10 protein-coding genes are annotated in these 13,940 nt (G+C 49.9%); 8 read left to right on the forward strand and 2 right to left on the reverse strand.

The genetic code is table 11. The features are described 5' to 3' along the window. From HOK28_18295 to HOK28_18320, 6 genes are all read left to right on the forward strand, one after another. Window positions 1-356: hypothetical protein (locus tag HOK28_18295; GenBank protein ID MBT6435054.1), on the forward strand; the 356-nt coding region annotated here is incomplete at its 5' end. Window positions 357-477: 121 nt separating this feature from the next. Then, window positions 478-3,840 carry a hypothetical protein gene (locus HOK28_18300; GenBank protein ID MBT6435055.1) on the forward strand — a complete coding sequence of 1,121 codons (3,363 nt, stop codon included), beginning with the start codon at window positions 478-480 and terminating at the stop codon, window positions 3,838-3,840. A gap of 12 nt (window positions 3,841-3,852) precedes the next feature. Further along, window positions 3,853-6,219 carry a CHASE2 domain-containing protein gene (locus tag HOK28_18305; protein ID MBT6435056.1) on the forward strand — a complete coding sequence of 789 codons (2,367 nt, stop codon included), beginning with the start codon at window positions 3,853-3,855 and terminating at the stop codon, window positions 6,217-6,219. Then, a complete protein-coding gene (locus HOK28_18310) occupies window positions 6,219-7,484 on the forward strand; it encodes a hypothetical protein (protein ID MBT6435057.1) in 1,266 nt (421 codons plus the stop codon). Before HOK28_18305 ends, HOK28_18310 begins: the two co-directional genes overlap by 1 nt. 334 nt (window positions 7,485-7,818) lie before the next feature. Next, window positions 7,819-8,148: a hypothetical protein gene (locus HOK28_18315; protein MBT6435058.1), complete on the forward strand. Its 330-nt coding sequence runs from the start codon at window positions 7,819-7,821 to the stop codon at window positions 8,146-8,148. Between the two features lie 523 nt (window positions 8,149-8,671). Next, entirely contained in the window at window positions 8,672-9,646 is a 975-nt protein-coding gene (locus HOK28_18320) for a hypothetical protein (GenBank protein MBT6435059.1), read from the forward strand. Here HOK28_18320 and HOK28_18325 read toward each other — a convergent pair whose 3' ends face one another. Further along, the gene (locus tag HOK28_18325; GenBank protein ID MBT6435060.1) at window positions 9,647-10,888 is read right to left on the reverse strand and encodes a YkgJ family cysteine cluster protein; all 1,242 of its coding nucleotides are present in this window, start codon (window positions 10,886-10,888) and stop codon (window positions 9,647-9,649) included. Between the two features lie 143 nt (window positions 10,889-11,031). Further along, on the reverse strand, window positions 11,032-11,361 hold the full coding sequence (locus HOK28_18330) for a hypothetical protein (GenBank protein MBT6435061.1): 330 nt from the start codon (window positions 11,359-11,361) through the stop codon (window positions 11,032-11,034). Between the two features lie 354 nt (window positions 11,362-11,715). On the opposite strand from HOK28_18330, the gene HOK28_18335 reads away from it, so the two are divergent. Then, window positions 11,716-12,846 carry a phosphatidylinositol-specific phospholipase C domain-containing protein gene (locus HOK28_18335; GenBank protein ID MBT6435062.1) on the forward strand — a complete coding sequence of 377 codons (1,131 nt, stop codon included), beginning with the start codon at window positions 11,716-11,718 and terminating at the stop codon, window positions 12,844-12,846. A gap of 166 nt (window positions 12,847-13,012) precedes the next feature. Beyond that, the gene (locus tag HOK28_18340) at window positions 13,013-13,591 is read left to right on the forward strand and encodes a tRNA-(ms[2]io[6]A)-hydroxylase (protein MBT6435063.1); all 579 of its coding nucleotides are present in this window, start codon (window positions 13,013-13,015) and stop codon (window positions 13,589-13,591) included. Window positions 13,592-13,940 lie beyond the last annotated feature (349 nt).

Genomic DNA, 13,940 nt, shown 5'->3' on the forward strand with positions numbered 1-13,940 from the left:
AAGTCATTGCCGCCACAATTGATGCTTTTCCATCACCCTTTAACGAGCTTCGCGTATCATTCGGTTTGGCCACGGGTGAAGTTGTAGTGGGTATGTTGGGAAGCGAGAGCCGGTCTGAACTTGCGGTAATAGGACAGCCTGCAAACTTTGCCGCACGCCTTCAAGAGTTTAGCAAGCTGGCATTGTCCACGAGCGCGGCGGTAGATAACCCGTTAGGGGAGTTTCGTAGGGTGATGGCCTTAATCGATTCTAGGCTTGCAATGGAAACTCCTGGTCTCGAGATATTAGATCTTCCGGAGAGTTTTCGTATCCGTGACTTTCCCGCGGAGCAGCGTGTGGGCGTCATCAGAGGGTGAAGTCTGCGCTACCTATGTAAGCCATTGTCGGCATCTTCCTACCATAATCTGTGAGTTGAATGGCCTAGCCTGAAGTGCGACACTTTACCTTCTAATCTGATGGTTGTTTAGGGGGTAAGCAATGACCGGTAAGACGCGGAATCCAGCGCTACTCCTGTGCGCTTTTTGGCTGGTAACGATTGCTGGTTTAAACCAAGCAAATGCATCTTCTTTAAGCATTGCGGATGTGAAAGCTGAAGCAGAGCTTGCTTCCTTTAGCTCCGAATTCCAAACAACACTCGCCCTGGCTTTTAGCGGCGCAAAACTGGCTGAAGAGCCTCTCAGTGTTTTGGAGCAGCTTAAGCTTGGTCCCATTTTAGATGCTTGTCACGACAATCGATGCCAACAAGATCTGAAGGCTGTGCTGAAGACTCAGTGGTTGGTGTATCCATCGCTCGTGAGTCAGGGTGACCGCATCGTGGTTTCGGTGAATGTCTGGTCTCTCCAAGGTGAAGGCTCATTTAAAAATCACGCGGTAACCATCGATAGCGTGCCTCAGTCTCGTCGAAGCGCCTTTGTTCAGGTGGCTCAATATGTGGTGGATTTGGTTCAGGGTAAATCTAGCCAACCTGTCCAGCAGGCCGCAGCGGCTAAACCGATCAAGCGTCAGCGCCTTGTGCTGATGATTCGAGAAACCACGGATGGGCAACCGCAAAGTGTACAGATTGCGGAAGGTCAGATTACTCAGGCTTTGATTCAAGATGGGCATCGATTGGTCGCCGGAAAGATTGCTCAGCAGCTCAAGACTTCGCAGTCATTTGCGCTTGCGATGAATGGTCAGATCCCGCCGGAGTTGAGTGGTTTGGATGCAGACTTCCTCGTCGTTGGCCATGCAGACTCTGCTTATTTCAATGAACTTAAGAAAGTTCAGCTGGTCGCTTTTCGGTCCAACATGGAACTCAAGCTGATACGCCTTGATACCGGAGAGATTACGGCGAGCGTCCAGGTGGAAGGTAAAGGCAACGGGTTTTCAAAATCTAAGGCAGCTCGTAAAGCATTAGCCGACGCGGCCGCCCGGATTGTGCCGCAAATGCGGGATGCGCTTGCTCAAGCATCCAGCGACCAAAAGAATGTGGAGCTTGTGGTTCACGAGATACCCAACTTTCGCAGAGGTTCCGATCTGCAGGCATCCCTCGAAGAGCTGGTCGGAGCCGACAACGTTCGGGTGCTGCATCAGGCCAATCGTTTAAGTAAATTTGAGGTGACCACGCCGAAAGGAAGCCGGGCATTTGCTCGTACCGTCGATTCAAAGGATTTAATGCCGTTGGAGATTGTTCAGGTCACGCCTACTCAAATCTTGGCGCGTTACAGTCCCGCGCGCGCAGTTCAGCTTAGCACTGTGATTATGGCCCCGATTGTGAAATTGGGAAAAGGGATGGAATGGCTTAGCGATACGCTACCAGATCTTCTGGAGTCGGAGCTGTCCAATTTTGAATTTCTCGATATTCAAACCATCGATGGGAGGCGGCCGGGGTTTGGCCGTGGTAAAATTCGCGGCGCAGACATTGTGAAGTCGTCACAAAAATATGCGTCAGCTCCCTTGGTGGTGGCCACCCAAATGTACCGCGCTTCGAAAAAATCGGGCGCACCGGCTATCGTAGATATTAAAATTTATCATGGCCCCACGGGTGCTTTGATTCTCGGTACCACTGCCTCGGCGCCGCTGAGTGAAGTGGCTTCAGCTGTATCCACCGCTTCGGAAAAGCTTGCCAAGGGGTTCTTACCCAAGATTCTTCGTAATAAGAGTCTCAAAAAAATATTGCCACCTGCGCGAGATTTTACCCCGAAGAAACAAGATTTGGTTCCCGCCAAGCTTAATATTCAGGCCATTCAATTAGAGCCGCTATATCCGGCTCAGATGCTTCGCTATCAGAAATTTTCGTCAGGCACGCTCAAGCTCAAGCATGACTCTCCCAAGGGCCCGGCTGCGAAGAATGTGCGGGTTTCGATTTGGATTCCAAGCTTGATGCAGATGCCAGTTGAGATTGCTTTAGCGGATGTTGTTGGAGGTGAAGGTTTAGAGGCTGCTTTGCCTCTTATTTTAGACCCTCAAAAGCTGGTGGCTCAGGAAGCTTCAGCGGCCACGCAGGCCCGGGTTGAGTTAACCTACGAAATCGACGGTGGAACGCAGACCCAAGCGCGTACCGTACCGGTGATGGTTCACAGCGCTCGCACGGTGGATTGGAGCGATGGAAGAGCCGCAGCGGCTTTTGTTACGCCCAGAGAATCGAGCGTGCGGGGTTTGGCAGAGCAGGTAGCAGATGGAGTGGTGGATGACGCTTCGGCTTATCGCCATGCGGTGGCAAGCTTTGAAGCTCTCAAGCAGCTTGGCTTTCGGTATGTGAAAGACCCCAACGGTGTAGCCGGAAAAGACTCACTGGATGAAATTCAATTCCCAAGAGAAACTTTAGAGAGCAGAGTAGGCGACTGCGATGACCTCACAGTACTCTATGCGGCCACCTTGGAGGCCATGGGTATCGAAACTGCCTTTGTTTATGTGCCCGGTCATATCCTCCTCGCTTTCGATTCTCAGTATGCACCTGGCGCATCTCACCGCCTAGGTAAGGCAGCTTTTGAGCATGGTGGTAAGCTTTGGGTTCCGATTGAAGCCACAGCGATACCCGACGGATTCTTGGCGGCCCGCGCCAGAGGGATGAAGGAAGTGAATCGGTGGAAAAAAGCCGGCAAGCTTACATTACAGCCTGTTCACGAGGCATGGCAGACCCATCCGCCCATGGCATTGCCCAAGGGTAAAGTTGTGGCAGCCGTCGACAAAACAGCCTTAACTGGCTCAGCAGCGAAGGTGATGAAGGCTCTGGAAGCAGAGCGAAGCCAGAGCATGGCCGCGGTTATCAAGCAGGCGGCCCGTAAGGCCAAAGGTAAAAGAGCAAGCCTGGAATCGGTCCACGCTTATGGCTTGGCCCTTGTTCGGGCAGAGAATTACCCGGCAGCAAAGGATGTGTTTGCGCGCGCTAAGGCCAAAGCACCAGGTGACCATGTGGTTGCCATCAACTCGATGAGCTTGGCGCTTTTAAGAGGCGAAAGCATCGATTTAAAAGCCTATGCCGAAGCGGTGGAGGTGCTGGATGAAGCAGCTCTATACAACAACCTTGGGCTTGCTTACTTTCACTCTGGTGACGTGGAGCAAGCAGGTAAGGCGTTTCTAGCGGCTGCCCAAGGCGGCAATACAAGGCTGGCTGAATCTTTGGGCTTAATGGCTTCTCAGAGGCGCGCAGCCGGCGGCAAAGGCGAAGCTTCGGTGCTCGAGCGGGACCTACAAAGCGTGATGATGAAGGCCTTTAATCGCGCCAAGAAAAACCGCTCGAAAATAAAAAGTAAGTCGCGGTCGCGTTTTACTCAAGCGCTGCGAACGGCGGGCAAGCGCGGTACACCACCTGATGTGCAACGTAAATTGGTTGACCTTTTGGTATGGCCATCTTTATAGGCGGAGCTTTACTTGGTAAACGTTGAAAATAATCGAGCAGTCCCGTGGGTGATTGGTATTGCGGTCACCATGTTGGTGAGCGTGTTTCAGTTCACAGGAGTTTTTGACCGCTTCGATTATGTGTTCCATGATTATTTTTTAGAGCAGCGTGGTTCTTTAGATCTGGATTCCCGTATTTTACTTGTCGATGTAGACGATAAATCTTTCGACGCTTTTGGCTGGCCGATGGAGCGGGGGCTCTATGCAAATCTGCTGCTTCTAGCGCACCAAAACGGTGCGAAAGTTGTGGGGTTTGATGTTCTCTTTTTGGATGAGAGTCGCTGGGGCGAAGAGGACGATTTGATTTTTGGGCAAGCCATCAAAAACTTCGGACCAGTTGTTCTACCCCATGATTACCAGGTTTATACGCCGCCGCAGATATCTCCTGAATCGGGTTTGTTTTTGGCCGATGAAAGCTCAGCTCCGTTCGAAAAACTGGGCGTCACCGGTAAGCATAAAGCTCACCTGAAAGCCGATAACCAGCTTGATGGTATTATTCGCCATGTACCCATTCAATTAGACGATGGGACAAAGTCTGTTCCGTGGACACTTTCTCTGGCGATGCTTCGTGCGGCCCATCCCGAGACCTTTAAAGCTGAGCTTGTGGATGATCAGCTGAGAGTTTCGGCCTGGAGTGAAGAGGCGAACGCCACCATTGATTTAATGGGTCCTCACAACGCTGCGGTTTATTTCAAAACGGCCGAACCAGAGAAAACAGTTGTTTCTCTTTTTGATGTTTTGGCAGCGGCTCAGGGTGAAAACACGGACCTTAATTTAAAAGAGCTCTTCCAGGATAAGTATGTGATGGTTGGCGTGTCTGCGGCAGCGCTTGGGGACCGGGGATCGATTCCAATTGCCAATGACGCTGCTCTTACCATTGTTCATGCCCATATGTTGGACAATATACTGAGTGACTCGTTTGTAAGGCCACTTAAAGACTGGTCTATGATTTTACTCTTACTAGCCATTGCCTGGTCAATCAGTATTCTGTCCCTGCGTGGGCGGGTGGTGCCAAGCACCGTCATGTGTTGGGTGGTGTTTGGTGGTATTTGCTTTGGGGCTTACCAAAGCCTTGTCGTCAATCAAATCGTTATACCGCTTTCTGCCCCTTTAATGGCCATTGCCTTTAGTGCTCTGGGTGGAAATTTATACCGGCGTTTTATTGTCGAGAAGCAAGAGCGTTTTGTCCGCGAAGTGTTTGGCCGTTTTGTGTCGCCCGATGTCTTAGACCAACTCATGAATGAACCTGCGGAAATGAAGCTCCAGGGCAGGCGTCGCCACGTGAGCGTTTTGTTCTCTGATATTGTTGGCTACACCACACTCTCCAACGAGCTCACCGAAATGGAAATTGTTTACCTTCTGCGTGATTACTTGGATCCCATGTCTCGAAGCGTGATGCGACATGGAGGCACCGTCGATAAAATTATGGGCGATGGGATTATGGCATTTTTTGGAGATCCTATGGACCAACCGAACCATGCGGTCAATGCAGTTAAATGTGCCAACGATATGCACAAAGAGCTGGTCGTCCTAAATAAGCGGTTGGCCAGCGAAGGCCGCTCACAGTTGAGCATTCGTGTGGGTATCGCCACAGGCACCGTATACTCCGGTAATTTCGGATCTGACGATAGAATTGAATACACGGTGATTGGCCAAGCAGTTAATCTTGCGGCTCGTTTGGAGAGCAAAGCGCGTAAGGGGACCACGCTGATAAGCTCTGAGACCTACAAAGCAGTTTTGGATGAATTCCCATGCCGGTTGGTCAATAAGATTGCCTTAAAGGGCTATGCAGAACTTCAAAATGCCTATGAAGTGCTCGACCCGCGCAAGGTTGATGAGCTTCAAGAGCTCAGTGAGAACCTCCGAAAGCATCCAAGACTAGAATTGATGCTTCCCGTTCAAGTGGAGCTTAATGGGTGGAAGCTTCATGGTGAGGTGGATAACATTTCGGCTGGCGGAATATTTATTCGGGCAGGTCAATCATTTCCCATGGGAACGAACCTCATTCTCCATTTAAGAATTCCAGTGGGGAGCCGAGATGTTCCCTTAACCATCGAAGGAATCGTTGTCCATGTGCGTGACGGGGTGAAGGAGGAAATTGGCATTGGTATCCAGTTCACCAGCCTGCGGTCTAGTGAGCGCCAGGGCTTGGAGCAATTGTTGACTATGCTCTTGGGCGAATGTGAAGAGCAATTGCCGATGTCCGAGCTAAAATCTGATGTGACGGGTAAAAGTGAATTTGAAATAACAGCTGCTGATTTTGTAGCACCTCAGTTGGCAAGTATGTTGGATATGCCGCTTGGGGGCGACGACGCTCTCGAGCAGTTGGAGGAAGTCTGATGAATAAGGATATCAAAATGTTGAAGGGCTTAAGTGCTATCGTCTTGGTGCTTCTGCTCTCAGCTCCTGCTCTAGCCCAGAAATCAGGAGATGGGTGCAAGCTTGGTGATACGACTAAGCTCTTTATTGCCAAAGACGGTAAAAAATACGTGGCCAAACTGCCCAAGGGTACCGACCTGATTCTCAAAGGGAATCATGGCGAGCGAACGATGGTTAAAACAACCTCTGGTAAACTTGGTTTTGTAAAAGCAAGCTGGCTGAAGCAAACATGCGCCTTTTCAACACCTGAGCCAGTTGTGGCGGCTAAGCCCAAGGTTGTTCCAGTAAACGCTCCTGATGCTGCGGAAACAGCGGCAGCCTTGCAGATCACGGCAGCCGCGGCCGAAACAGGCAATGCTGCGGCGAAAGAAGTTGCTGCGGAAATGGCGTCAACAGTGGAGCAGGCACGGACGGTTCGCCAAGCGAGTGCATCACAAGATTGTGAAGACCGAAGTTCCGGTAGGTTTCGAGTGGCCGTTTATAATTTAGAGCTACAGAATATCCCTGAAGGTATGGGAAAGGTTGTGAGTGAATCTCTTCTGGCTGAAGTGCGGAAATTGGAAGGCATCTCGGCCATCGGTATGGAAGAAATTTATGAAATGCTTCAGCACGAGCAAAGTCGCCAGGTGATGGGTTGTGAAGCCGACGATGCATGCCTTGCGGAGATAGCCGGTGCGCTTGGGGTAGATGAGCTGGTCACTGGGCGCCTAAGCGAAGAAGCAGACGGCCGTGTGTTTGTCATTCGCAGAATCAACCAGCGCCGCGCTGAAGTGGTTAGCACGGTGAACAAGCGATTGAAGGTTGGCAACGGCGAAGAGTTTCTCTTGGCAATTGGCCCGGGAGTGGAAGAGCTTTACGCTGGCCGCGAAAACCGGCCGGGAACGAAGCGTGGAGTGCCCAAGAAGGTGCTGCTGCGCCTGAACCCACCGCCGATTGATGCAGTGGTTACCTGGAGTACAATTGCAGCAGGAGCGGCGGCCCTAGCTCTTGGAGGCACCTTTGCATATTTGGGCAGTGAACAAGCCCGCGATTACGAAAATGGTGCTGGCTTGGAAGCAGGTAGGGTCTCCCCTGACTCCTTTAGAGATTTGCAGTCCAGCGGTGAGCGCAATTTGATGATTGGTAATGTCGGTTTGATTTTGGGTGGCACGGTAGCCCTTACATCCGCGATAATGAGCTTCTTTACCGATTGGGATGATGTGGCCTCAGGGGATGATGAAGAGTAGTTTTTCAAAAGCTGAGTAACCCACCGGTTGATTCACAAATGAGTCTAAAATATCCCACATACCATGCATAGACACCCTCTATTGTTTAATTTTAGAAAAGTATTGAGTAAGGTTTTTTTTGTTTATGCTCTTGGTTTTCCTGAAAAGCTCTAAACTCTCTATCTTACGCGGTTTGTTTCAGTCACGCCGCTGAGTGGTTTCCTGAGAACCTAATAATTTCCGTAATTTCCTGGACGGAAAGTTGTCTTCTCGCTAAGTTGCTAGCTTCGAGATGGTCTCATCTCAATATGAGAAAGCTTTGGCGCCTTACTGGTCAAGGCATAGGAGTTTTCTTATGGCAGTTCAGTTCAACTTTCGGGTTGGCAACCTTGGACATATCTATATCATGGCGGGTAGCACGGCTACAGCGAGAGCACTTGCCCAAACGGTTCAGGAAGATATGGCGTTTCAAAGTTTACCTACTTATTTGTTGGCTAAACAATTCGCGATGCAGCTATACGCTGCGGACCTTATTCCCAATATGGACATTGATTATTCCTTTAGGTTAAACCATGTGGCTGAGGTGGGTTTTACAGATGCTAAGTTTGTGGAACTTTTCGGTTCATTGCCTGTTGAGAGTATCGCGGCGTTCGATATGCCCATCAGCCCTGAATTTCGCGCATAGTTGTCAGTATTACCATACTTTTGAACGGTCTATCTTGAAGTCGCAGTTCGGGAATTGTTTGTAGCTCAAGAGTTATCGTTCAATTTACGACCTAAAAATGCTCATGGCTATGGGGGCTGTGTTATTCTCATTTTGCGAAGTGGGCATTGCTTGGGAGACAGGAGTAGTGAACTTCCTTGGTTAGGCGGGTTCGCTCCGAGTTCAAAGATGATTGGGCCCAACGATGCATCACGGATTTTAAGGCTGGGCCAACGTTGTTTTCTATGATGTTGGTAATGAGCTGGCGATCGGTCCCTCAGGGTGCGTAAAAAAGTGCACACCTGTATTTGAAGAGCTGGAAGAATTATCGAATTAAATTAGACGGTTACGGGCCTAGGTTTGGTCGTTGGTTTAGGACCAATCTGAGGCTCAAAAATGACCTGTTGAGAAGTTGGAATAACTACATAAATTTTACACAAGATGGTCGTATTTTTGCCATCTTTAGGTTCTTGAAATCGCGAATATAATTTTCAAAGGATGTACCATGAGTGAGGACATTGTTCGATTGACTGCAGACCTTTATGCGTTTGTCATCGATTCTGAGACGCTTACAAGACGAGCTCGGGAAGAGCTCAATACGAGTAAGTTTCGTGCGGCAGCAGAAGACCTTCATACCCGCTGCGCACAATTGAAAACCGACACACAATCTCGAATGAACGACCAGGTTGCTGTGGTTCGGGAAAACCTAGCGCAAATGCTAGAAGAGCTTCGTAAACAAAAGCCAAGCAAGGGCAGCTTGAAAGAAAGCTGGTCCTCTTTAGGTGAAAGTTACGAAAATCTAGTCCTCCAAATGCAGAAAGCCTCAGTTAAAATTCCCAGAGGCATTCAAATCAATCATTTCAAGCCACGCAATTACTCTCGAAACTTTTTCCACCTCTTCAACTCTCTTTGGGGCGTTTTGCTTTATGAGTTGGTTCTTGACCGTACGGGAATGCTATGGGTTTCCGGTGGGATTTTAGCTCTTGCGATTGGGGTAGAAGTTTCCCGGCGGTTGTCTCCGGCGCTCAATAAAGAATTCTGTGAGCGTATCTTCGGCGCAGTGTCTCGGCCCCATGAAACACATAACATCACGTCAGCCACTTGGTACTCCTTAGCTCTCTTTCTGGGTGTTTGGCTTTTACCGCAGCATGCCATCGAAGCTGGGGCGATTGTCTTGGGTGTTGCTGATCCTGTGGCATCTCTTGCGGGCAAGGCATGGGGTAAAACCAAAATTTACCGGGACAAGAGCCTTGAAGGCTCGCTGGGCTTCTTTTTCGCCGCGACGGCTACGCTGGTGATTTTCTTCAGCTTGATTTCGGCGGGTTACAGTACGCTCACCATTGGCATTACTGCTGTTTCAGTAGCAGCTGTGACGACTCTGGCCGAACTCTATGCAGGCCGTATCGAAGATAACTTTTCTATCCCAATTGTTGGCGGTGTGGTTGCGGCCATTTGTTTATCGCTTACCGCTGGACTTTGATTAGATAATCGGCAGAGTTTTACGGCGAGGCGGCGGTATCTTGCCATCTCGAACGATGATGTTTTGTCTCAGGCATTCTGCTAAAAAATCTCGGTTATCTTCTACTGCTTCCATTTCTGGTGAATCCATCAAAGCTTCGTTGAATTCTTGAAGCTCTTTAAACTTAGTTAAAAGCGTGAGCTGTGCCGAATTAATAGGCAAGCTAAGCCTGGCACCATCTTCTTTAACAGGGTTTCGATGGACGGCCATCGTCTCCGAGGCTTGCTCTGGAAGTTCTACAAGTGGACTCAGCTGCCATTCGCCCTCACCAAAGGGAATAGCCCACATTTGCCGAGCGGCAAGTTGTACCGTGTACCAGAAACCTTCAATCGGAGACGGGACGGGGAGGTTGGAGTCTAAGCTAATAGGCTCGGTCTCTGGGCGAATATCGGCTGGTAACCATTCGTTGATGGCCGCTTCAAAAGCGCGGGCTTCATAGAGTGTTTGGTCTAAAGCGATTTGATAGAGTTTATCTTTTCGTTCAAGCACCCAATCGGCGCAGGCGATGAGAAATTCGGATTCACGTCCAAACCATTTGCCCCATAACTTTTGGCGCAGGCTTAAGGACCAACCTTCATCTGGAACAAAACTTGAGTCGACTGACGATGACCAGGAGTCTAGCGCCAAAACGTATTCCCGAACATCCATTCCAAGGCTTTGCATAGCAGCCTGTGAGAGTGCGATTTCGATATAGGCTACGAGGTCTTGAGTTTTCTCCCACAAATGATTTCCAGCTTCTCCGTGGTCGTTCTCGCAGAAAAAGGTAGAGCAGACCGAGTTGCGATATGGGTAAATGCCGCACTGAATAGTCTCTGGATTGAGGAACGGACAGGCTTGGCTTGGTAGCTCACCAAAGAGGTCGTCGGCATAGCTCTGAACGGCCTTTTTGTATTGGCCGGGGTGTATCTGCTGACCAGTTGGTAGAATGTGACCTTTGGCGATTTGGGCTTCTATCAGCGGCCGAGACTTTTCGTCTTGAAGCGCAAAACCAAGGAGGTAGTTGACGAGCTCGGGGAAATAGGTGCAGCACTGCGTATCTTTGTGGTGGCTTCCATCGGCAACTTTAGGACAACTTTGGCAGGTTGCACGCCGCTCTTCAGGAAGCCGGATCCACTCAGCGTCTTCGGGAAGGATATAGCGCCACATGGCCGGGAACCCATGGTTGTCCCAGGTGTAAATGGACTTAAAATCGGGGGATGCCATGGTCTTGTGAGTGAGCCTTTACTTCGGCCTAGCGAATCAAATTGAGCGTGTTCGCAGATCGAACCAACCTTTGTAGCATAAAGCTAAAAGTTTGTCTTTGGTCGCAACGATATTCGAAAAGGTATGTCTCGGACGCCAGGAAACTATTCTTTTTGGGTTTTAAACCACTTTTTGGCTGCCTTGCATTTGTAACCCTTCATACCCAGCTTCTTAGCTCCTTTTTTGAGAGCCTTGTAACGCTTCTTGGGTTTCACGTTCGCGAGGTCTTTCAGAATGGCTTTACCCTCGTCTGTCTTAAGGCCGAAGCTAAGGTTCTTCATGATGGCCATGTTGCGCTTATCGGCTTTTTTCGTTTTGTCGGCCATGCCTTCTTCAACAATCTGGCAGAAGGTGTTCATATCCTCCTCAGGAGTACCGCAGGCGGCAAAGCTAAACGCGAAAACGCAGAGCAGTGTAAGTAACTTCTTATTCATCGCGTATTCTCCCCTGGGTCCATGATGCGAAAACTGGTGCAATCCCTTAACGATAGCTTGGGGATTAAGGCTGGGTCAAAACGGTTTCCCAACTTTGATGAGTACAAGGTGTGGCATACCATTAGTGCACCGAGTCCGGTATGATTAAGGTACTGATATCAATGAGCTTTCCAGAGGGTAGGGTATTGTGGGAAATCAAGTCAACGAAGTTCGCCGCAGTGTTTGTACAGAGTAGGCGAGTGGCGGTGGGAGGCGTTGGCTTCAGCTTTTCTAAACGTAAGTGACGAGGAGTATGCTGAAGTTTCGACACAATTTATCTTTTGCCATTGAAATCTCACATAGTAGAGTGACGCCATGACTGTTCGTACGTTTCATGGTTCGTGGCTTTTAGCCGGCTTATTTTTCTGTAGCTCGCTTCTCGGCTGTGAATCAGCTGATGTGTGTGTACCCCCTGAAGACAATCCAAGCGCTTGTTGGTGTCCTGGTTTTCAGGGAAAGGATTGCGATCAACTCAATCCTGATTTTGGCTCAACATGGATGCAATGGGTGGCTGAGAATCAGCCCAGCTGGAAATCTCTACGGCTGCGCGACATCGCGCTGCCCGGCACCCATGACTCAGCCAGTGGCTATCTCGATGAAGAGGGTGCCAATATCACGGCCTATGGCGTTGAGGGTGGAGAGTCCCTTGTTGAATCTGTTCCTGAGTTTTTGTCAGGTTGGGCAAAGACCCAACTGAATGGTTTAACAGATCAGCTAAGAGCGGGTGTACGCTACTTCGATTTGAGGATGGTGCTCAATGCTGGCACGGGCCCAACATTTCATCATGGCGACGTCTATTGGGATACCGAAGCGATTCCTGTTTTTGAAGCATTTCGAGATTTTATGATTGCAAACCCGGGCGAGATTATCATTTTCTCAATGATTAATTTTGCCGGAGCAGAAACCAACGAAGTAGGGCACGCTGCATTTGTAGATAGCCTTCAAGAGATTTTTGGTGAGCTGATGGTACCAGCAGCCTTTGATGCACCGGCTCGAACCATTGATGAAATCCTAGCAACTCCAGGACGCCTGGTCGTTTTCTACGAACGAACCGATGCCGAAGGATTTTGGGCGCAGGAGAGGGCGGCGAACCTGTACTCAACCAATCGGGTCTACTCGAACTACGACGTTAACGTGAACACCGGTGATAAATTAGAAGCGCACTTGATGAGAGAAATGCTCTTGCCGGTGGATGATGTGAAGGCGATTCAAGGCCATTTGCAATACAGCCAAGAGGTGATTCAAAGCGACATCGCCTTGTATATCGAGGGTTATACCAAGCAGGAGCGCTCCGTTGAGCGAGCGGTTGAGTGGCTGGCCGCGCAACGAGATAACCCTGAGGCCATCATTCGTATCGTGCAGTTTGATTATTTCGAGCTTCAAGCGGCTGATTTTATGAAAGAATTTGCTGAAATGAACAGGGCCATCTCGAACCGCGCTGAGTAGATATCGCCGCCGTTGATTCCTCGCTTAGTCACACTTTGCTGACCATCAGTATCCATACACGTAGCCGGTTGCGAGATTGCATTTTTTATGCGACCTACGCCGCAGCTGCCTCATCAATCCATGGATTGAGGCACTTCGATGCGTTGATGGAAAAGGTGAGTGAAGTATGAACCCTCTGGATTTGAAAGTTGAGACCTCCCCGCAGTGGCTGCCTCTTGCGTTGGAGAACTTGGACCTAATTCTTCTAGACCATGCAAATTGCGAGAAGAAGGCCGCCGCTACCGCACTCTCGTTGGTTTCCGCTTACCCGCAGTTACCCGAGTTGGTTAGGCCGTGTACTCGGCTCGCTCTCGAGGAGTTACGCCATTTCGAACAGGTGTATGCAATCATTCAAGCACGTGGCCTGACGCTTACGCGTGACCGCGGCGACCCCTACGCGAAGGCACTGGTTAAAGCAGCCAGAGATCCCGATGCGGAGCGCCTCGTAGACCGCCTCTTGGTGGCCGGAATTATTGAAGCGCGGTCTCATGAACGACTCGCGTTACTCGGGGAAGGGCTTGAAGATCCGGAACTCAGCCATTTCTATACCTCACTCGCAACGGCAGAAGCTGGCCATGCCCGGCTTTTTGTGAGGCTTGCAGAGCGGTTTACCAACAAGGTGGACGTGGCAAAAAGGCTTGAAGAGCTTCTCGTGATTGAAGCTGACATTATGGCTTCGCTGCCCGTTGAAGCTCGGATTCATTAAGGCATCTGTTTAACGCGCGAACCTTCGTTTTGTTGTGGATGAGACGCGTATCCCCTCATGTAGGCAAACCGCCACCACCCTCCTATAGGCCCGTATGCACACCTTTGACAGGGTGTCGGAATTTCTGACGGCTTCCCGTCAAGCCTGGTTTGAAACCTCTATGTTGTGTGATCTGCGTCACCGGAATCGTCCCATTTTGCCTCATTCGAAAGTGGCACCGCACTTGCAGTGTTTATAGTGCAAGGCAACAACGCCAAACGGGGAGACGGACGATGAAAAAACTAGCAAACAACATGAGCGCAACTTGGACAGCATCTAAAGATGGTCGCATCATGGTCCGCGTAACGAA

Source organism: Deltaproteobacteria bacterium (assembly GCA_018668695.1).
Lineage (GTDB): Bacteria > Myxococcota > XYA12-FULL-58-9 > XYA12-FULL-58-9 > JABJBS01 > JABJBS01.